The organism is Mycobacterium sp. UNC410CL29Cvi84 (assembly GCF_000686745.1).
Classification (GTDB): Bacteria; Actinomycetota; Actinomycetes; order Mycobacteriales; family Mycobacteriaceae; genus Mycobacterium; species Mycobacterium mucogenicum_B.
Window position 1 is genome coordinate 95,726 of sequence record NZ_JMLM01000008.1, and the last position, 19,125, is coordinate 114,850.

Sequence of the window (19,125 nt, forward strand, 5' to 3'; positions counted from 1 at the left end):
AGTTCTTGTGCGACTGTCGTAAAAGTGTAATAGTGGGGATATGGCTGATACGCACGTCGTCACCAATCAGGTTCCGCCCCTGGAGAACTACAACCCCGCCACCTTCCCGGCACTCGCCGAGGCCCTGATCCGCGAGGGCGGGGAGTGGGGCGTCGACGAGGTGCACGCCGTCGGCGAACTCGGCGGCAGCCGCAAAGCGCAGCGCTGGGGTGAACTCGCGGACCGCAACGTCCCGATCCTGCACACGCACGACCGCTACGGGCACCGCGTCGACGAGGTCGAATACGACCCCGCCTACCACCAGCTGATGAACGCCGCGGTGACGCACGGCCTGCACGGCGCCCCGTGGGCCGACGACCGTCCCGGTGCGCACGTCGTCCGCGCGGCGAAGATGTCGGCCTGGACCCCGGAGCCGGGCCACGTCTGCCCGATCTCGATGACCTACGCCGTCGTCCCGGCGCTGCGGTTCAACCCCGAGCTGTCCAAGGTCTACGAACCGCTGCTGACCAGCCGGGTCTACGACCCCGAGCTGAAAGTGCCTGCCACCAAAGCCGGTATCACCGCCGGCATGTCGATGACCGAGAAGCAGGGCGGCTCCGACGTCCGCGCCGGCACCACGCAGGCCACCCCCAACGGCGACGGCAGCTACTCGCTGCGCGGCCACAAATGGTTCACCTCGGCGCCGATGGGCGACATGTTTCTCGTCCTCGCGCAGGCACCGGGCGGACTGTCGTGCTTCTTCCTGCCCCGCGTGCTGCCCGACGGCACCCGCAACCGCATGTTCATCCAGCGGCTCAAGGACAAGCTCGGCAACCACGCCAACGCCTCCAGCGAGATCGAGTACGACGGCGCCACCGTCTGGCTGGTCGGCGAAGAGGGCCGCGGCGTGCCGACCATCATCGAGATGGTCAACCTGACCCGCCTGGACTGCACGCTCGGCAGCGCCACCAGCATGCGCACCGGCCTGACGCAGGCCGTGCACCACGCCCAGCACCGCAAGGCCTTCGGTGCCTACCTGATCGACCAGCCGCTCATGCGCAACGTGCTGGCCGACATGGCCGTCGAGGCCGAGGCCGCCACCATGCTGGCGATGCGCATGGCCGGCGCCACCGACCGCGCCGTCCGCGGCGACGAACGCGAATCCCTGTTCCGCCGAATCGGGCTGGCCGCGGCCAAGTACTGGGTGTGCAAGCGCGCGACGCCGCACGCGGCAGAGGCCATGGAGTGCTTCGGCGGCAACGGCTACGCCGAGGAATCCGGCATGCCGCGGCTGTACCGCGAAGCCCCGCTGATGGGCATCTGGGAAGGTTCGGGCAATGTCAGCGCGCTCGACACGCTGCGGGCCATGGCGACAAAGCCCGAGTGCATCGAGGTGCTGTTCGACGAGTTGGCGCAGGCACAGGACCCCCGTCTGGACGCCCACGTCAACGCGCTCAAGGCACAGCTCACCGATCCGGCGACCCTTGAATACCGCGGACGCAAGGTGGCCGAGGACATTTCGCTGGCCCTGCAGGGCGCGCTGCTGGTGCGCCACGGTCACCCCGCGGTGGCCGAGGCATTCCTCGTCAGCCGCCTCGACCGCCAGTGGGGCGGCGCGTTCGGCACGCTGCCGACCGGCCTCGACGTCGCGCCCATCATCGAACGCGCCCTCGTCAAGGGCTGATTTCAACTGCCGAGCAGACGTAAAACTGTCCCAATATCCCCGTTTGGGACAGTTTGACGCCTGCTCGCGGGAAGGCTGAGCTGGTGGATTTCGACAACCTGAAGACCATGACCTACGAGGTCGCCGATCGCGTCGCCCGGATCACGTTCAACCGGCCGGAGAAGGGCAACTCGATCGTCGCGGACACCCCGCTGGAGCTGGCCGCGTGCGTCGAACGGGCCGACCTCGATCCGAACGTGCACGTGATCCTGGTGTCCGGCCGGGGTGAAGGCTTCTGTGCCGGTTTCGATTTGAGCGCGTACGCCGACGGCACGGGAGCCGCCGGCGGCGCCGAGCACCAGGGCACGGTGCTCGACGGCAAGACGCAGGCCGTCAACCACCTGCCGAACCAGCCCTGGGACCCGATGATCGACTACCAGATGATGAGCCGGTTCGTCCGTGGCTTCTCCAGCCTGATGCACTGCGACAAACCGACCGTGGTGAAGATTCACGGCTACTGCGTGGCCGGCGGCACGGACATCGCGCTGCACGCCGACCAGGTGATCGCGGCGTCCGACGCCAAGATCGGCTACCCGCCCATGCGCGTCTGGGGTGTGCCGGCGGCCGGGTTGTGGGCGCATCGCCTGGGTGACCAGCGCGCGAAACGCCTGCTGTTCACGGGGGATTGCATCACCGGCGCGCAGGCGGCCGAATGGGGTTTGGCGGTCGAGGCCCCCGAGCCCGAGGACCTGGATGAACGCACCGAGCGGCTCGTCGCCCGGATCGCGGCGATGCCCGTCAACCAGCTGATCATGGCGAAGCTGGCGTGCAACACGTCGCTGCTGCAGCAGGGGATCGCGACCAGCCGCATGGTCAGCACGGTGTTCGACGGCATCGCCCGCCACACGCCCGAGGGGCACGCGTTCGTCGCCGACGCCGTCGAGCACGGGTTCCGGCAGGCGGTGCGGCACCGCGATGATCCGTTCGGTGACGCGGGCCGGGTTGCCTCCGGGGTCTGACGGCCATGGCTGATCTGAAGCGGATGACCGCCCGGTCGGTGGTGCTCAGCGTGCTGCTGGGTGCCCACCCGGCGTGGGCGTCCGCGGCCGAGTTGGTCCGGCTCACTTCGGATTTCGACATCAAGGAGCAGACGCTGCGGGTGGCGCTGACGCGGATGGTCAGCGCCGGCGACCTGGTGCGCTCGGCCGACGGCTACCGGCTCGCCGACCGCCTGCTGGCCCGGCAACGCCGGCAGGATGCCGCCATCGACCCGAAAACCAAGCCCTGGCGAGGTGACTGGACGACGGTCGTCATCACCACCATCGGGGCCGATGCCCGGACCCGGGCGGACCTGCGAAACGACCTGCTGCAGAACAGGTTCGGAGAGCTCCGCGAGGGCCTGTGGCTGCGGCCGGCCAATCTGGCCGGTGAGTTGCCGGAGGAGATCACGGCGAACGCCCGGGTCCTGATCAGCCGGGACGGCGACCCCGCCGGCCTGGCCGCCGTCCTGTGGGACCTGCCCGCCTGGGCCGCGACCGCCCGCCGACTGCTCGACGAGATCGCCTCGGCTGCCGACGTTCCCGGCCGGTTCGTGGCGGCGGCCGCCATCGTCCGGCACCTGTTGGCCGACCCCGTGCTACCTGCCGAACTGCTCCCGGGCGACTGGCCCGGCGAGCAACTACGGCAGGCCTATGCAGACTTCGCCGCCGAACTGGTGGCGCGGCGCGACGAACCGATGGAGGCATGATGACCGAACCCGTGCGTGTCGAGAAGAACGGACCGGTGACGACGGTCATCATCGACCGGCCCCAGGCCCGCAACGCCGTCAACGGACCGACGGCAGCAGCGCTGTACCAGGCGTTCGACGAGTTCGACCGCGACGACTCCGCCGCCGTGGCCGTGTTGTGGGGCGACCACGGAACCTTCTGTGCCGGAGCGGATCTCAAGGCGTTCGGCACCCCGGAGATGAATCAGACGCACCGCACGGGGCCGGGGCCGATGGGCCCGAGCCGGATGATGCTGTCCAAACCGGTGATCGCCGCGGTCAGCGGCTACGCCGTCGCCGGCGGGCTCGAGCTCGCGGTGTGGTGCGACCTGCGGGTCGTCGAGGAGGGCGCGACGTTCGGCGTCTTCTGCCGGCGCTGGGGTGTCCCGCTCATCGACGGTGGCACGGTCCGGTTGCCGCGGCTGATCGGGCACAGTCGCGCCATGGACCTGATCCTCACCGGCCGGTCCGTCGATGCTGCCGAGGCGCTGCAGATCGGCCTGGCCAACCGCGTCGTGCCGCACGGGCAGGCCCGCGCGAGGGCCGAAGAACTGGCGCACCAGCTGGCGGCGCTGCCGCAGTTGTGTCTGCGCGCCGACCGGATGTCCGCGCTGCGGCAGTGGGGCGAATCCGAGGAATCCGCAATGGAATTCGAGTTCGCCAGCCTGGCGCAGGTGGCCGAGGAGTCGCTCGCGGGCGCGCAGCGGTTCGCCGGGGGAGCGGGCCGGCACGGCGCTCAGGCGTGAGCGCTAACCCTTGGTGACGGTGTTGCCGGTGCCGGTGTTGGAAACCTTCGGCGAGCCGTCCTTGTAGGTGACGGTGGCGTGCATGCCGACGACGTCGAGCTCCTGGTCGACCTTGTCGAACGTCACCTTGTTGTCGGTGCCGCCGATGTTCGCCTTCGCGCAGGTGCCCTTGACTGTCAGCGTGTTGTTGGCGCCGCCCACGGTCAGCGATTTGCCGGTGCCGCAATCGATTTCCCGGGTGGTGCCGACGGCGCTGTAGTTGATGGTGTTGCCCACCTCGACCTGCGCCGTCGTCGGCGCAGCCGAGGTGCCTGCCGCAGACGAACTGCTGCCCCCGGTCTTGTTGTCCTGCGATCCGCAGCCGGTCAGCAGTAGAGCGGCCGCGGCGGCGACGCCCGCCGCCATCGCGATTCGGTTGGGGTTCATACGGTGTCCCTCCCTGTCGGCGTTGTCGGCACCTGGTGCGGGCCTGGTCAGGGAATCTTGGCGAGTCGATTACCCAAACCGAGTTGGCGCCCGACGTCGATGAGTGCCGGATCCCCATTGTGGAATATGACCGTCTGATTGAAGCCGTAGGCGGTGACGTCGTTGACGATCGTGTCGGCGATGACGGTGTTCGACGAGCCCTGCACGGTGACGGCCCAGCAGGTGCCGAACGCGGTGATGGTGTTGCCGCTGCCGTTGACGAGCAGGGTGCCGTTGTGGCAGTCGAGGGTCTGGGTGATGCCCGTGCCGACGATGTGGGTGTCATCGTTGATCGCGGCGGCGTTCGGTGCACCGACCGTGAACGGGACCGTCAGCAGCCCGGCAAGCAATGCGGTTCCCCATGCTTTGCGACTCACGATGGTTCCCTTCGTTCTGGTCCGCGATGATGTGCACCGGGGTGCGGTATCTGGGAGCCTACGTTGCGAGGCACGTGCTGCGGAGTGGGTTCGTCCGTTCTGTGGGACTCGCCATGAGACGCGGTTACAAGATTCGCCCAAATGGCGACGTATCTGCAGCGTCCAGAGGTTAGAGTCATTAGTTAACCGACCGCGCCGCGGTCCGTGGAATCACGATAGAACACCGGAGGAACGGGCAGATGGCACCTCGGCCAGAGTCGCAAGCGGTTGGGGATGCCCGACCGGCTGCGCCGGCGCGGTCGCGGGCGACGGCGCGTGCCACCAAGCTCAGCCGGGACTCGATCGTCAGCGCCGCGCTGACCTTCCTCGACCGCGAGGGCTGGGACGCGCTGACCATCAATGCGCTGGCCAATCAGCTCGGCACCAAGGGCCCGTCGCTGTACAACCACGTGCAGAGCCTCGATGACCTGCGCCGCACCGTCCGGATGCGCGTCATCGACGACATCATCGGCATGCTCAACACGGTCGGCGAGGGCCGCAGCCGCGACGACGCGGTCATGGCCATGGCCAGTGCCTATCGCAGCTACGCCCATCACCATCCGGGCCGGTACTCGGCCTTCACGCGGATGCCGCTGGGTGGCGACGATCCCGAGTACACGGCCGCGACGCACGCGGCGGCCGGGCCGGTGATCGCGGTCCTGGCGTCGTACGGGCTCGACGGTGAGAACGCCTTCTACGCCGCGCTGGAGTTCTGGTCGGCCCTGCATGGTTTCGTGTTGCTGGAGATGACGGGCGTGATGGACGGCGTCGACACCGACGCGGTGTTCACCGACATGGTGGTACGGCTGGCACGAGGGATGAACGAGCGCGACTCGGCTTGAGCGGGGGAGCGTCTGATGTCTGACGAGCACAGCGGCTGGCAGCCGCCCCAGCCACCGCAACAGCCCCAGCCACCGGCGGGCTGGGTGCCACCGGGAATGCCACCCGCATGGCCGCCGCCCGTGGCCGCGCAGTCCGGTGTGCCCCGGTGGCTGGTCGCCCTGGTCTTGGCGGTGCTGATCCTGAGCTATGGCGCGACGGTCTTCGTGACCAGGGACATCTGGCGCGCCGGCAAGCCTCGCCCGGTGGTCCACGCCGCGGTCGAGATTCAGGCGCCACCCGGAACGGCGCCGGATGCCCTCGCGCAGACCCGCAAGGTCGTCGAATCCCGGATCAACCACCTCGGTGGACGCGACGTGTCCGTCGAGCTGGACGGGAAGACTCTCGAGGTCAGCGCCACCGACGTCACCGAGGCGCAGCTGCGCGGCGTCACCGCCGTCGGCCGCCTCTATATAAGGCCCGTCCTCCACACGATTGCGGCGCAACCAGACGGGACCACCGCACCTCGGGCTCCGCAGGTCGCCGACAGCCAGCGCATCGCCGATGAAAAGGCGCTGCGGCAGAGCACCCAGCCGCAGATTCAGGTGTTGTCGCTGCAGTTCCAGGCCACGCGCTGTGGTCAGCCCGACGCGCTCGCCGACCACGACGACCCGACGCTGCCGCTCGTCACCTGCTCCGACGACGGCAAGCAGGTGTATCTGCTGGACAAGTCGATCATCAGCGGCGACCAGATCAAGGACGCCTCGGCGCGGCAGGGCGGGCAGCGCGGCGACTACGTCGTCTTCGTCACCTTCGACGACAAGGCGGCCGACGTCTGGTCGAGGTTCACCGCGGCCAACACCGGCATCCGGACCGCGTTCACGGTCGACACCCAGGTCGTCAGTGCACCGGCGCTGCTGGAACCCATCACGACGGGGCGCACCCAGATCCACGGGCAGTTCACCGCTGATTCGGCGAAGTCGTTCGCCGCGGTGGTGGTGGGCGGGCCACTGCCGCTGCCGATATCGGTGCAGTCGGTGCGGGCGGATCAGATCGCGCCGTCGTTCTGGTCGGTACCACGCATCGCGGTTCTCGGCGGCGGGGTCGTGGTGATCTTCACCCTCATCATCGGAGTGGTTCTGATGGCCCGATGGGGGCCGCGCCAGCGGTAAGGTATTGATCACGGTCCCGGCTCTACCGCTCTGACCTGCGGTTTGAGCCCTCTGTCCGGGTTTGGATCGTGGCGGTCCGTACTGGTATCGTGGTGGTTCGTGCCTGGCCGACTTGGGCGCTTGCATTCATTGTGTTTGTAGGCATGCCTGCACGCCGGGCCAATTCGCATGTCCGTGGTGCACCGAAAGGTCTGTGCCTAGCCTCGTGCGACACGCCCGGACGCGGGGTATGCGATCGGACGAAAACCGCAGTACAGAGACTTAAACCGCAGTACGAACGCAACAGAGAAAGCCGATAGATGCCAACCATCAACCAGCTGGTCCGCAAGGGTCGCCACGACAAGACCGCCAAGGTCAAGACCGCGGCGCTCAAGGGCAGTCCGCAGCGTCGTGGTGTGTGCACCCGCGTGTACACCACCACCCCCAAGAAGCCGAACTCGGCGCTGCGCAAGGTCGCCCGCGTGAAGCTGACGAGCCAGGTTGAGGTCACGGCCTACATCCCGGGTGAAGGCCACAACCTGCAGGAGCACTCGATGGTGCTCGTGCGTGGCGGTCGTGTGAAGGACCTCCCCGGTGTGCGTTACAAGATCATCCGCGGCTCGCTGGACACCCAGGGTGTCAAGAACCGCAAGCAGGCACGCAGCCGTTACGGCGCCAAGAAGGAGAAGAGCTAATGCCACGCAAGGGTCCCGCGCCGAAGCGGCCGCTGGTCAACGACCCGGTCTACGGTTCGCAGCTGGTCACCCAGCTCGTCAACAAGGTGCTGCTGGACGGCAAGAAGTCGCTGGCCGAGCGCATCGTCTACGGCGCCCTTGAGCAGGCTCGTGAGAAGACCGGCACCGACCCCGTCGTGACGCTGAAGCGCGCCATGGACAACGTCAAGCCGTCCCTCGAGGTCCGCAGCCGCCGCGTCGGTGGCGCGACCTACCAGGTGCCGGTCGAGGTTCGTCCGGACCGTTCGACCACGCTGGCGCTGCGCTGGCTGGTCAGCTTCTCGAAGGCTCGCCGCGAGAAGACCATGGTCGAGCGCCTGGCCAACGAAATCCTGGATGCCAGCAACGGCCTGGGTGCCGCCGTCAAGCGACGCGAGGACACCCACAAGATGGCCGAGGCGAACCGGGCCTTCGCGCACTACCGCTGGTGACTCAATCGCCGGCCGCCAATGTCGGCGGCCGGCGCATCTGATTCACAACTGACCGCCCTCTCCGGGCGACGCGGATTTACTTAAAGCAACTGAAAGAGTGGGAATCTAGCCGTGGCACAGGACGTGCTGACCGACCTGAACAAGGTCCGCAACATCGGCATCATGGCGCACATCGACGCCGGCAAGACGACGACGACGGAGCGCATCCTCTTCTACACCGGTATCTCGTACAAGATCGGTGAGGTCCATGACGGCGCGGCCACCATGGACTGGATGGAGCAGGAGCAGGAGCGTGGTATCACCATCACCTCCGCTGCCACCACCTGTTTCTGGAACGACAACCAGATCAACATCATCGACACCCCGGGCCACGTCGACTTCACCGTCGAGGTGGAGCGTTCGCTGCGCGTGCTCGACGGTGCCGTCGCCGTCTTCGACGGCAAAGAGGGCGTGGAGCCGCAGTCCGAGCAGGTGTGGCGCCAGGCCGACAAGTACGACGTGCCGCGCATCTGCTTCGTCAACAAGATGGACAAGCTGGGCGCCGACTTCTACTTCTCGGTCCAGACCATGAAGGACCGCCTCGGCGCGAACGTCATTCCGATCCAGCTGCCGATCGGCTCCGAAGGTGACTTCGAGGGCGTCGTCGACCTGGTCGAGATGAAGGCCAAGGTCTGGCGCGGCGAGACCAAGCTCGGCGAGAAGTACGACGTCGTCGACATCCCGGCCGACCTTCAGGAGAAGGCCGAGGAGTACCGCACCGCCATGATCGAGGCGGTCGCCGAGACCGACGAGGCGCTGCTGGAGAAGTACCTGGGCGGCGAAGAGCTGACCATCGAGGAGATCAAGGGCGGTCTGCGCAAGCTCACCGTCACCAGCGCCGCGTACCCGGTGCTGTGCGGTTCCGCGTTCAAGAACAAGGGTGTGCAGCCCATGCTCGACGCGGTCATCGACTACCTCCCGACCCCGCTGGACGTCCCGGCCGCCGAAGGCCACGTCCCGGGCAAGGAAGACGAGATCATCTCGCGCAAGCCGTCGGCCGACGAGCCGTTCTCGGGCCTGGCGTTCAAGGTCGCCACGCACCCGTTCTTCGGCAAGCTGACATACGTCCGCGTCTACTCGGGCAAGGTCGACTCCGGTGCCCAGGTCATCAACTCGACCAAGGGCAAGAAGGAGCGTCTGGGCAAGCTGTTCCAGATGCACTCCAACAAGGAGAACCCGGTCGAGTCGGCTGCCGCCGGTCACATCTACGCGGTCATCGGCCTCAAGGACACCACCACCGGTGACACCCTGTGCGACCCGAGCAACCAGATCGTCCTGGAGTCCATGACCTTCCCGGACCCGGTTATCGAGGTGGCCATCGAGCCCAAGACCAAGAGCGACCAGGAGAAGCTGGGCACGGCGATCCAGAAGCTCGCCGAAGAAGACCCGACCTTCAAGGTGCACCTGGACCAGGAGACCGGCCAGACCGTCATCGGCGGTATGGGCGAGCTCCACCTGGACATCCTGGTGGACCGGATGCGTCGCGAGTTCAAGGTCGAGGCGAACGTCGGTAAGCCGCAGGTCGCCTACCGCGAGACCATCCGCAAGGCCGTGCAGAACGTGGAGTTCACCCACAAGAAGCAGACCGGTGGATCGGGCCAGTTCGCGAAGGTCATCATCAACGTCGAGCCTTTCGTCGGCGAAGACGGTGCGACCTACGAATTCGAGAACAAGGTCACCGGTGGCCGCATCCCGCGTGAGTACATCCCGTCGGTGGATGCCGGTGCGCAGGACGCCATGCAGTACGGCATCTTGGCCGGCTACCCGCTGGTCAACCTCAAGGTGACGCTGCTCGACGGCGCCTACCACGACGTCGACTCGTCGGAAATGGCCTTCAAGGTCGCCGGTTCGCAGGCACTGAAGAAGGCTGCGTCTGCCGCGCAGCCGGTCATCCTGGAACCGATCATGGCCGTCGAGGTCACCACGCCCGAGGACTACATGGGCGACGTGATCGGCGACCTGAACTCCCGCCGTGGCCAGATCCAGGCCATGGAGGAGCGCAGCGGTGCGCGTGTCGTCAAGGCACAGGTTCCGCTGTCCGAAATGTTCGGCTACGTCGGCGACCTCCGGTCGAAGACCCAGGGCCGGGCGAACTACTCCATGGTGTTCGACTCGTACGCCGAAGTTCCGGCGAACGTGTCGAAGGAGATCATCGCCAAGGCGACGGGCCAGTAGTCTCTGACCCGTTCTGCTGCGGCAGACCACACAACTGAACACATCAACACTGCTTAACCAAAGCACCAACAAGTCCAGGAGGACACAGAAGTGGCGAAGGCGAAGTTCGAGCGGACGAAGCCGCACGTCAACATCGGGACCATCGGTCACGTTGACCACGGCAAGACCACGCTGACTGCAGCAATCACCAAGGTTCTGCACGACAAGTACCCCGATTTGAACGAATCGCGCGCATTCGACCAGATCGACAACGCGCCCGAGGAGCGTCAGCGCGGTATCACCATCAACATCTCGCATGTTGAGTACCAGACCGACAAGCGCCACTACGCCCACGTGGACGCCCCCGGTCACGCTGACTACATCAAGAACATGATCACCGGTGCCGCCCAGATGGACGGCGCAATCCTCGTGGTCGCCGCCACCGACGGCCCGATGCCGCAGACCCGTGAGCACGTGCTGCTCGCCCGCCAGGTCGGCGTGCCCTACATCCTCGTCGCGCTGAACAAGTCCGACATGGTTGAGGACGAGGAGCTCCTGGAGCTCGTCGAGATGGAGGTCCGCGAACTGCTGGCCGCTCAGGACTTCGACGAGGACGCCCCCGTGGTCCGCGTCTCGGCGCTGAAGGCGCTCGAGGGCGACGCCACCTGGGTGAAGTCGGTCGAGGAGCTCATGGAGGCCGTCGACGAGTCCATCCCGGACCCGGTTCGCGAGACCGACAAGCCGTTCCTGATGCCCGTTGAGGACGTCTTCACCATCACCGGTCGTGGCACCGTGGTGACCGGCCGTGTCGAGCGTGGCGTGATCAACGTCAACGAAGAGGTCGAGATCGTCGGCATCCGCCCGACCACGACCAAGACCACCGTCACCGGTGTCGAGATGTTCCGCAAGCTGCTCGACCAGGGCCAGGCCGGCGACAACGTCGGTCTGCTGGTTCGTGGTATCAAGCGCGAAGAGGTCGAGCGTGGCCAGGTCGTCGTGAAGCCCGGCACCACCACCCCGCACACCGAGTTCGAGGGCAGCGTCTACATCCTGTCCAAGGACGAGGGTGGCCGCCACACGCCGTTCTTCAACAACTACCGTCCGCAGTTCTACTTCCGTACCACGGACGTGACCGGCGTGGTTACCCTGCCCGAGGGCACCGAGATGGTCATGCCCGGTGACAACACCGACATCTCCGTCGTGCTGATCCAGCCGGTCGCCATGGACGAGGGCCTGCGTTTCGCCATCCGTGAGGGCGGTCGTACCGTCGGCGCGGGTCGCGTTACCAAGATCATCAAGTGATCTAGTTTTTCCAAGCGGAGCGCCGCTCACCCGAAAGGGTGGGCGGCGCTTTGTTTTGCGGTGAGAAAGAGGTGTCGACGCAGTGCTTTTACCGGCAGGATGGCAGGATCGTTCGCGATGGAGGGGAACACGATGAGGGGTGGCCTGTCGTGCGGGTGAACGTGCGGGCATTCACCGACACCGGGTTGCGGCGCAAGCGCAATGAAGACGCGGTGATGGTCGGCGGCTGGGTCAGCCAGACGCACAACGGTGTCCTGGTGGAGATGCGGATGCAGCCGGGCTCCCCGTTCGTCTGCGCGGTGTGCGACGGGATGGGCGGGCACGTCGGCGGCGACGTGGCGAGCCGGACGGCGCTGAGCATGATCGCGACGATGTCGCCGGGCTGGACCGGTGGCGACGACATCACGTCGTCGCTGTCGTACGTCAGCGACTGGCTGTACGACATGGGCCGTGACACCGAACTGGCCGGGATGGGTACCACCATCGCCGGTGTCTGCCTCACCGCCGACGAGGTGATCGTCTTCAATGTCGGGGACAGCCGGGTGTATTCGGTTTCGGGCGAGACGCTGACCCAGGTGTCGGTCGACGACGCCGTCCTCGACGCGTCGGGCCGGCCGACCAACATCATCACCCAGTCGCTCGGGCAGGGCGTGCCCATCGCTGCGCACCTGACCGCGACGCCGCTGCAGCCCGGGAGCTACCTGATGTGCTCTGACGGTGTGCACGGGCAGATGGAGCATCACGATCTGCAGGCGGCCACGGCGTGCAACGACCGGGGCGACGGTTCGGCCATCATCATCGGGACGGCGCGGGCCAACGGCGCCGCCGACAATTTCTCGTTCGTCCTGTTGGACGTCCTCGGCGACTGAGCCGCACTAGAGTCTCTCGCATCGGTTCAGCTGATCAAGGAGCGTGGCTGACATGTTGGTGCGTTACCTCAAAGCTCAGGTCATGGTCCTGCTGTGCGGCGGGCTGGTGGGCCCCATCTTCCTGGCGGTGTACTTCTACACCGGCCAGGACGAGTTGATGAAGTGGATGTTCTGGACGGGCCTGCTGGTCACGGCGATCGACGTACTGGTTGCGCTGGGGCTGGCCGGCTTCGGGCAGATGCGGTCGGCGGAGCGCGAGGAACTCGAGGCCAGCGGGATACTGGGGCTCGCCGAGGTCACCGGCATCGGGGAGACCGGTACCCGGGTCAACGACCAGCCACTGGTGAAACTGAATCTGCACATCACGGGGCCGCAGCTGGCTCCGTTCGACGCGCAGGACAAGGTGCTGGCCTCGGTGAGCCGGTTGCCGATGATCACGGCCCGCAAGCTCGTCGTGATGGTCAACCCGGCGACCAACAAGTTCCACATCGACTGGGAGCGCAGCGCACTGGTGTCGGGCATGATGCCGGTCCGGCTGACCTCGGAGCAGGACGGCCGCACCTACGACCTGACCGGACGCTCTGGCCCGATCATGGACATCCTGCAGATTCTCAAGTCGAACGGGGTGGCGCTCAGCGGGATCGCCGACCTGCGGTCGAATCCGGTTGTGCGGCAACAGGTGATGGACGTGGTCCGGCGGGCCACGGCCGCCGAGCGCGCCCCGGCCCCGGCGCCGGCCGCGATGGCGCCGCCCGTCGCGCCACCGGCGCCGTCGACAGCGCAGCGGCTGCAGGAGATCGAGACGCTGCGCGCCATGGGCACCATCAGCGAGGCCGAGTACACCGCCAAACGCGCCCAGATCATCGCCGAGTTGTAGCCGACGCGACCGCCTTTCGGGAGCCACTAGAACGCGTTCTAGTTTGGCTGCTAGCGTGGCGGTTGATTCCGGCGAGAAGCGATGAAGGGACTGGCAATGACGGCAGGCGGAGCACTCGAAGGCAAGGTGGCATTCATTACCGGGGCTGCTCGCGGGCAAGGCCGGGCGCATGCCATCCGGCTGGCGCGCGAGGGTGCCGACATCATCGCCATCGACATCTGTGGTCCCGTCTCGGACACCATCACCTACCCGATGCCGACGTCGGAGGATCTGGCCGAGACCGCCCGCCTCGTCGAGGCCGAAGGTCGCAAGGTCCTGGCCCGCGAGGTCGACATCCGCGACCTGGCCGCCCAGAAGCAGGTCGTCGCCGACGCCGTCGAGCAGTTCGGCCGGCTCGACATCCTGGTCGCCAACGCGGGCGTCCTGAGCTGGGGCCGGCTGTTCGAGATGGACGAAGACCAGTGGGACAGCGTCGTCGACGTCAACCTGTCGGGCACCTGGCGCACCATCCGGGCCGTCGTCCCGGCGATGATCGAGGCCGGCAACGGCGGATCGATCATCATCGTCAGCTCGTCGGCGGGCCTCAAGGCGACGCCGGGCAACGGCCACTACGCGGCCTCGAAGTTCGGTCTCGTCGGTCTGACCAACGCCCTGGCACTCGAGGTGGGCGAGTTCGGCATCCGGGTCAACTCGATTCACCCCTACTCGATCATGACGCCGATGATCGAGCCCGAGGCCATGGGCGCGATCTTCGCCAAGTTCCCGACCTACCTGCACAGCTTCGCGCCGATGCCGTACAAGCCCGTCGCGCATGACGGCAAGGCCGGGCTGCAGGAGTTCATGACGCCCGAAGAGGTCACCGACGTGGTGACCTGGCTGGCCGGCCCGGGCTCGGGGACCATCTCCGGTTCCCAGATCGCCGTCGACCGCGGCGTCATGAAGTACTGAGTTACGCCGCGACCTGCCCGACCAGTACGTCCGCGAATTCCGTTGCGCCGGCTGACACCCGGACCGCCGCCCGGCCGCAACCGGGTGCCGTCGTGCGCCGCAGTGCGGATTTGCCGTCGACGTCCACCGAGACGTCGCCGGCCTTGGTGATGGTGACATCGATTGTGTGCCAGTCGTTGTCGGGCGGTGCCGGGATCGGGCCCGAATCCGTGTCGGCAGGCCCGTCGACGGTGGCGAGCCCGACGGCGTAGCCGCCCGCCGCACTGCGGACGCGTCCGGTGAAGCGCAGCGAGCACGCCGGATCGCCGGGCTGGAGCAGTCCCGACCAGGCGGTCGTCGGGTTGGCGTGCGGGTCGAGGCGTACTGCCCGGCCGTTGTTGGTGAACGTGGTGTCGACGCCGCCGACGCGGGTCCAGGCGGTGAAGTCCGTCGGCACCGGTGGGTGCGTCGGCACGATGGTCAGGCCGTTGAACGACGTCGGCGTCGTGCTCGGTGCCGCCGCGTCGTCGCGCAGGGACTTCGTGGCGACCACCGTGCCGCCCGCCACCAGGGCGACGACGGCGAGCACCGCACCGCCGATGATCCACCATTTCCGTTTTCCGGACCGCTGCGGCGGGCCTGGTTCTGTTGGGGCGTAATGGTATTGGTCGTCAACCCAGAGAGCCCATCCCGGTGGTGGCGGCGGCCACGAGGGATTCGGCTGCCAGTCCGGGCCCGGCCGCCAGTCAGGTGGAAACGGCGGCCAGTTGGGTGGCGGATTGAAGCGCATCCTATGGGTCTACCACCGCACATCCGGCGGTCCGGCCAGCACCTCGGCGAATCGGTCCATCGCCCAATCGATTTCGGACCGGGTGATCACCAGCGGCGGGGCGAACCGCAGGGTCGGTCCGTGGGTGTCCTTGGTCAGCACGCCGCGCTCGGCCAGGCGCAGGCTGACCTCCCGGCCGGTGCCGACGGTCGGATCGAGGTCGACGCCCGCCCACAGGCCCAGCCCGCGAACGGCCGTCACGCCGTGTCCGATCATCGCCGTCAGGCGGGCGTGCAGGTGCCGGCCGAGTTCGGTTGCCCTGGATTGGAATTCGCCACGCTGCAGCATGCCGACCACCGTGGTGCCGATGGCTGCGGCCAGCGGATTGCCGCCGAACGTCGAACCGTGCTCACCGGGGTGCAGCACGCCGAGCACGTCTTTGTCGGCCACCACTGCGGACAGCGGCACGACGCCGCCGCCCAGCGCCTTGCCCAGTACGTAGACGTCGGGCACCACGCCCCAGTGGTCGCACGCGAAGGTGCGGCCGGTACGGGCGAGGCCGGACTGGATTTCGTCGGCGATCATCAGGACGTGGCGTTCGGTGCACAGCGCGCGCACGCGGGGCAGATAGTCATCGGGCGGCACGATGATCCCGGCCTCGCCCTGGATCGGCTCGATCAGTACCGCAGCGGTGTCGTCATCGACGGCGGCTGCGAGCGCGTCGGCGTCCCCGAACGGCACCGACCGGAAACCCGGTGTGTACGGGCCGAAACCGCGCCGCGCCGTGTCGTCGTCGGAGAAGCTGACGATCGTCGTCGTGCGGCCGTGGAAGTTGCCCCGTGCCACGACGATGTTGGGCGCCGACACTCCTTTGACGTCCCGACTCCACTTGCGCGCGACTTTGATCGCGCTCTCCACGGCCTCGGCGCCGCTGTTCATCGGCAGCACCAGATCCTTGCCGCACAAATGGGCCAGGGCGGCGCAGAACGGGCCGAGGCGGTCGGAGTGGAAGGCACGGCTGACGAGCGTCACGGCGTCCAGCTGGGCGTGTGCGGTCGCCAGGATCTCGGGATTGCGGTGGCCGAAATTGACCGCCGAATACGCCGCCAGACAGTCCAGGTAGCTGCGTCCTTCCGGATCGGTGATCCACACCCCGTCGGCGGACGCCGCGACGACCGGCAGCGGGGCGTAGTTGTGCGCGGCGTAGCGGTCGTCGAGGGCGATCAGCTGAGCCGTGCTTTCCGGTGTTCCGGCAACGGCTTTCAGCATGACGTCGGGTACACCTCCAGGGTGCAGCACTTCACGGACCCGCCGCCCTTGAGCAACTCGGACAGGTCGACACCGACCGGCCGGAAACCGGCGTCGGCGAGCTGCGCGGCGAAGCCGGTGGCCGCGGCCGGATGTACGACGTTCAGTCCGTCGGACACCGCGTTCAGGCCGAGCACGTGGGCGTCGGCATCGGAAACCTCGATGGCGCCCGGAAACATCTTGCGCAGCAACGCCACCGACGTGGCGCCGAATGCCGGGGGATAGAACGCGATGGTCTCGTCGTCGAGCACGGCCAGCGCGGTGTCGAGGTGGTAGAAGCGGGGGTTGACGAGCTGCAGGCTGACCAGAGGCAGCCCGGACAGCTTGGCCACCTCGTCGTGCGACTGGCGGTCGGTACGGAATCCGTAGCCGGCCAGGATCTTCGACCCGATGATCAGCAGGTCGCCCTGCCCCTCGTTGGTGTGCTCGGTGTACAGCGGGCAGTAGCCGTGGTCCATCATCCATCCGGCATAGGCCACCGATTCGCCGGCCCGCTGCGGGTAGGCGAATCGCGCGATGATGGCGACCTTCTCGAACCCGTCGTCGAGCACCAGTCCGCCGTTGGCGGCGTACACCATGTCGGGCAGTCCCGGAATCGGGTCGACCAGTTCGACGGTGTGGCCGAGGCTGCGGTACGTGCGGACCAGATGCTCCCACTGTCGCACCGCCAGCGCCGTGTCCACGGGGGTGGAGGTGTCCATCCACGGGTTGATCGCATATTCGACGGCGAAATGCGTCGGCCGGGTCATCACATAGTGCCGGGGGCGGGCCACCCGGTCCGGTCGCCAACCTGAATTCGGTGTCGCCATCTTGACGACATCAGTAATCGTCATAATTCGATGGTAGGAGCACTTCGTTACGCAAGCAATCGATGCTTGTTGCGCATTTGTAACGGATCTATTGTGTGATCACTCGCGATTCAACAATCTATTGCGTGAGGGAGGTGTGCGGCCGGTGGAAAGCGTCGACGAGACCGACGAGCGCATCCTGGCCGAGTTGGCGGACAACGCGCGCGCCACGTTCGCCGAGATCGGTGAACGGGTGGGCCTGTCGGCGCCCGCCGTCAAACGCCGGGTCGACCGGCTGCTGGCCACCGGCGTCATCCGCGGCTTCACGACGGTCGTCGACCGGAACGTGATCGGTTGGGGGACAGAGGCATACGTTCAGGTGTACTGCCACGGCACCATCACGCCGGCGCAGCTGCGGGAGGCCTGGGAGGGCATTCCCGAGGTGGTCTCGGCCGCCACGGTGACCGGCACGTCCGACGCGATCCTGCATCTCATGACGCGGGACATGCGGCATCTGGAGGCGGTGCTGGAGCGCATCCGCGGCAGCGCGGCGATCGAACGCAGCGAGAGCATCGTCGTGCTGTCGAACATCGTCGAGCGTCGGGTCGGTGGCTGGAGCCAGGCCTGAGCCCCTGCCGGAATGCTGAGCAGGTAAGCGCAGGGTGGCCTACCTCGCACCGGCCGCATCGTGTAAGAAAGCCGACGTGACTACAAACGGAGGCATCGTCATTGTCGGTGGCGGTCTGGCCGCTGCACGTACCGCTGAGCAGCTGCGCAAGGCGGAGTACGCCGGGCCGATCACACTGATCAGCGACGAGGTCCATCTGCCGTACGACCGGCCGCCGCTGTCCAAGGACGTGCTGCGCGCCGAGGTCGACGACACGACGCTCAAGCCCGCCGAGTTCTACGCCGAGAACGACATCACGCTGCTGCTGGGTTCCGGTGCGGTCAAGCTGGACACCGAGGCCCAGACGGTGACGCGCGCCAACGGCGACGTCGTCGCGTACGACGAGCTGGTCATCGCCACGGGTCTGGTGCCCCGCACCATCCCGTCGCTGCCCGCCCTCGACGGCATCCGGGTGCTGCGCACCTACGACGAGTCACTTGCGCTGCGCGAGCACGCCGGTTCGGCCAAGCGCGCCGTGGTGATCGGCGCCGGGTTCATCGGCTGCGAGGTGGCGGCGAGCCTGCGCAAGATGGGTGTCGAGGTCACGATCGTCGAGCCGCAGCCCACGCCGCTGGCGTCGGTGCTCGGCACCGAGATCGGTGAACTGGTGGCACGGCTGCACCGCGCCGAGGGCGTCGATGTGCGGTGCGGCGTCGGGGTCACCGGCGTGACGGGCACCGGTCACGTCGAGAAGGTGCAACTGGCCGACGGCACCGAACTGGACGCCGACGTCGTCGTCGTCGGCATCGGGTCGCGGCCGTCCACCGACTGGCTCGAAGGCAGCGGCATCGCTGTCGACAACGGCGTCGTGTGCGACACCGCCGGCCGCACCAGTGCGCCGAACGTGTGGGCCATCGGTGACGTCGCCTCCTGGCGCGACGCGGCGGGACACCAAGTGCGCGTGGAACATTGGAGCAACGTGGCCGAGCAGGCGCGGGTGATCGTGCCGGCGATGCTGGGCCAGGATGCCACCGCCGCCGTCGTGGTGCCCTACTTCTGGAGCGACCAGTACGACGTCAAGATCCAGTGCCTGGGTGAGCCCAAGGCCGGCGACACCGTACACATCGTCGAGGACGACGGCCGCAAGTTCCTGGCGTTCTACGAGCGCGACGGCGCGGTCAGCGGCGTGGTCGGCGGTGGCATGCCGGGCAAGGTGATGAAGAACCGCGCCAAGGTCGCGGCCGCCGTCCCGATCGCCGACGTCCTCTAGCGAGACGTCCTCTAGCGATTTGTGCACGATTTTCCGCGCGGGGCGC

The 19,125-nt window shown here is 67.3% G+C and carries 20 protein-coding genes; 15 read left to right on the forward strand and 5 right to left on the reverse strand.

Going from position 1 to position 19,125, the window contains the following annotated elements:
* Positions 1–40 precede the first annotated feature (40 nt).
* From BR47_RS0112505 to BR47_RS0112520, 4 genes are all read left to right on the forward strand, one after another.
* The gene (locus BR47_RS0112505; protein ID WP_029119724.1) at positions 41–1,663 is read left to right on the forward strand and encodes an acyl-CoA dehydrogenase family protein; all 1,623 of its coding nucleotides are present in this window, start codon (positions 41–43) and stop codon (positions 1,661–1,663) included.
* An 80-nt stretch (positions 1,664–1,743) separates the two neighbouring features.
* Positions 1,744–2,661, forward strand: coding sequence for a crotonase/enoyl-CoA hydratase family protein (locus BR47_RS0112510; RefSeq protein ID WP_036427248.1), 918 nt, complete (start codon positions 1,744–1,746; stop codon positions 2,659–2,661).
* A 14-nt stretch (positions 2,662–2,675) separates the two neighbouring features.
* The gene (locus BR47_RS0112515; protein ID WP_177127376.1) at positions 2,676–3,389 is read left to right on the forward strand and encodes a PaaX family transcriptional regulator C-terminal domain-containing protein; all 714 of its coding nucleotides are present in this window, start codon (positions 2,676–2,678) and stop codon (positions 3,387–3,389) included.
* Positions 3,389–4,153 carry a crotonase/enoyl-CoA hydratase family protein gene (locus BR47_RS0112520; protein WP_029119727.1) on the forward strand — a complete coding sequence of 255 codons (765 nt, stop codon included), beginning with the start codon at positions 3,389–3,391 and terminating at the stop codon, positions 4,151–4,153. The genes BR47_RS0112515 and BR47_RS0112520 overlap by 1 nt, the downstream gene beginning before the upstream one ends.
* Before the next feature lie 3 nt (positions 4,154–4,156).
* Here BR47_RS0112520 and BR47_RS0112525 read toward each other — a convergent pair whose 3' ends face one another.
* Both BR47_RS0112525 and BR47_RS0112530 read right to left on the reverse strand, forming a co-directional pair.
* The gene (locus BR47_RS0112525; protein ID WP_029119728.1) at positions 4,157–4,579 is read right to left on the reverse strand and encodes a DUF3060 domain-containing protein; all 423 of its coding nucleotides are present in this window, start codon (positions 4,577–4,579) and stop codon (positions 4,157–4,159) included.
* 47 nt (positions 4,580–4,626) lie between these two features.
* Positions 4,627–4,995: a DUF3060 domain-containing protein gene (locus BR47_RS0112530; RefSeq protein ID WP_051128482.1), complete on the reverse strand. Its 369-nt coding sequence runs from the start codon at positions 4,993–4,995 to the stop codon at positions 4,627–4,629.
* Positions 4,996–5,234: 239 nt separating this feature from the next.
* Between BR47_RS0112530 and BR47_RS0112535 the strand changes: the two genes are divergently transcribed.
* The 9 genes from BR47_RS0112535 to BR47_RS0112575 all read left to right on the forward strand — a co-directional run bounded on the left by BR47_RS0112535 (position 5,235) and on the right by BR47_RS0112575 (position 14,358).
* On the forward strand, positions 5,235–5,876 hold the full coding sequence (locus BR47_RS0112535) for a TetR/AcrR family transcriptional regulator (RefSeq protein WP_020101369.1): 642 nt from the start codon (positions 5,235–5,237) through the stop codon (positions 5,874–5,876).
* Between the two features lie 15 nt (positions 5,877–5,891).
* The gene (locus tag BR47_RS30395) at positions 5,892–7,025 is read left to right on the forward strand and encodes a SecDF P1 head subdomain-containing protein (protein WP_141772224.1); all 1,134 of its coding nucleotides are present in this window, start codon (positions 5,892–5,894) and stop codon (positions 7,023–7,025) included.
* 299 nt (positions 7,026–7,324) lie between these two features.
* Positions 7,325–7,699, forward strand: a complete 375-nt coding sequence (gene rpsL / locus BR47_RS0112545; RefSeq protein ID WP_020101371.1) for a 30S ribosomal protein S12 — start codon at positions 7,325–7,327, stop codon at positions 7,697–7,699.
* The gene (rpsG, locus tag BR47_RS0112550) at positions 7,699–8,169 is read left to right on the forward strand and encodes a 30S ribosomal protein S7 (RefSeq protein WP_020101372.1); all 471 of its coding nucleotides are present in this window, start codon (positions 7,699–7,701) and stop codon (positions 8,167–8,169) included. Before rpsL ends, rpsG begins: the two co-directional genes overlap by 1 nt.
* A gap of 111 nt (positions 8,170–8,280) precedes the next feature.
* Positions 8,281–10,383, forward strand: coding sequence for an elongation factor G (gene fusA, locus BR47_RS0112555; protein ID WP_020101373.1), 2,103 nt, complete (start codon positions 8,281–8,283; stop codon positions 10,381–10,383).
* Between the two features lie 90 nt (positions 10,384–10,473).
* Positions 10,474–11,664, forward strand: coding sequence for an elongation factor Tu (tuf, locus tag BR47_RS0112560; protein ID WP_020101374.1), 1,191 nt, complete (start codon positions 10,474–10,476; stop codon positions 11,662–11,664).
* A 149-nt stretch (positions 11,665–11,813) separates the two neighbouring features.
* Complete coding sequence (locus tag BR47_RS0112565; RefSeq protein WP_020101375.1) at positions 11,814–12,533, forward strand: PP2C family protein-serine/threonine phosphatase; 720 nt, start codon at positions 11,814–11,816, stop codon at positions 12,531–12,533.
* Positions 12,534–12,585: 52 nt separating this feature from the next.
* The gene (locus BR47_RS0112570; RefSeq protein WP_020101376.1) at positions 12,586–13,410 is read left to right on the forward strand and encodes an SHOCT domain-containing protein; all 825 of its coding nucleotides are present in this window, start codon (positions 12,586–12,588) and stop codon (positions 13,408–13,410) included.
* Positions 13,411–13,506: 96 nt separating this feature from the next.
* Positions 13,507–14,358 carry a mycofactocin-coupled SDR family oxidoreductase gene (locus BR47_RS0112575; RefSeq protein WP_029105197.1) on the forward strand — a complete coding sequence of 284 codons (852 nt, stop codon included), beginning with the start codon at positions 13,507–13,509 and terminating at the stop codon, positions 14,356–14,358.
* A gap of 1 nt (position 14,359) precedes the next feature.
* Here BR47_RS0112575 and BR47_RS0112580 read toward each other — a convergent pair whose 3' ends face one another.
* The 3 genes from BR47_RS0112580 to ddaH form a co-directional block, all read right to left on the reverse strand.
* Positions 14,360–14,926 carry a hypothetical protein gene (locus BR47_RS0112580; RefSeq protein WP_029119729.1) on the reverse strand — a complete coding sequence of 189 codons (567 nt, stop codon included), beginning with the start codon at positions 14,924–14,926 and terminating at the stop codon, positions 14,360–14,362.
* A 210-nt stretch (positions 14,927–15,136) separates the two neighbouring features.
* Positions 15,137–16,375, reverse strand: a complete 1,239-nt coding sequence (rocD, locus tag BR47_RS0112585) for an ornithine--oxo-acid transaminase (RefSeq protein WP_029119730.1) — start codon at positions 16,373–16,375, stop codon at positions 15,137–15,139.
* Positions 16,369–17,247 carry a dimethylargininase gene (ddaH, locus tag BR47_RS0112590; protein ID WP_081633408.1) on the reverse strand — a complete coding sequence of 293 codons (879 nt, stop codon included), beginning with the start codon at positions 17,245–17,247 and terminating at the stop codon, positions 16,369–16,371. The genes rocD and ddaH overlap by 7 nt, the downstream gene beginning before the upstream one ends.
* A gap of 121 nt (positions 17,248–17,368) precedes the next feature.
* Between ddaH and BR47_RS0112595 the strand changes: the two genes are divergently transcribed.
* Both BR47_RS0112595 and BR47_RS0112600 read left to right on the forward strand, forming a co-directional pair.
* Positions 17,369–17,830, forward strand: a complete 462-nt coding sequence (locus BR47_RS0112595; RefSeq protein ID WP_029105198.1) for an Rv2324 family transcriptional regulator — start codon at positions 17,369–17,371, stop codon at positions 17,828–17,830.
* 76 nt (positions 17,831–17,906) lie between these two features.
* Positions 17,907–19,079 (forward strand): NAD(P)/FAD-dependent oxidoreductase, encoded by a 1,173-nt coding sequence (locus BR47_RS0112600; RefSeq protein ID WP_029119731.1) that lies wholly within the window; start codon positions 17,907–17,909, stop codon positions 19,077–19,079.
* Positions 19,080–19,125: the final 46 nt, after the last annotated feature.

What these genes read in the sequence shown, in the direction of transcription:
- BR47_RS0112525 (WP_029119728.1), bottom strand. Translation starts at nt 4,579, where the DNA reads ATGAACCCCAACCGAATCGCGATGGCGGCGGGCGTCGCCGCCGCGGCC.
- rpsG (WP_020101372.1), top strand. Translation starts at nt 7,699, where the DNA reads ATGCCACGCAAGGGTCCCGCGCCGAAGCGGCCGCTGGTCAACGACCCG.
- rocD (WP_029119730.1), bottom strand. Translation starts at nt 16,375, where the DNA reads ATGCTGAAAGCCGTTGCCGGAACACCGGAAAGCACGGCTCAGCTGATC.
- BR47_RS0112505 (WP_029119724.1), top strand. Translation starts at nt 41, where the DNA reads ATGGCTGATACGCACGTCGTCACCAATCAGGTTCCGCCCCTGGAGAAC.
- rpsL (WP_020101371.1), top strand. Translation starts at nt 7,325, where the DNA reads ATGCCAACCATCAACCAGCTGGTCCGCAAGGGTCGCCACGACAAGACC.
- BR47_RS30395 (WP_141772224.1), top strand. Translation starts at nt 5,892, where the DNA reads ATGTCTGACGAGCACAGCGGCTGGCAGCCGCCCCAGCCACCGCAACAG.
- BR47_RS0112575 (WP_029105197.1), top strand. Translation starts at nt 13,507, where the DNA reads ATGACGGCAGGCGGAGCACTCGAAGGCAAGGTGGCATTCATTACCGGG.
- ddaH (WP_081633408.1), bottom strand. Translation starts at nt 17,247, where the DNA reads ATGACGATTACTGATGTCGTCAAGATGGCGACACCGAATTCAGGTTGG.
- BR47_RS0112570 (WP_020101376.1), top strand. Translation starts at nt 12,586, where the DNA reads ATGTTGGTGCGTTACCTCAAAGCTCAGGTCATGGTCCTGCTGTGCGGC.
- BR47_RS0112520 (WP_029119727.1), top strand. Translation starts at nt 3,389, where the DNA reads ATGACCGAACCCGTGCGTGTCGAGAAGAACGGACCGGTGACGACGGTC.
- BR47_RS0112535 (WP_020101369.1), top strand. Translation starts at nt 5,235, where the DNA reads ATGGCACCTCGGCCAGAGTCGCAAGCGGTTGGGGATGCCCGACCGGCT.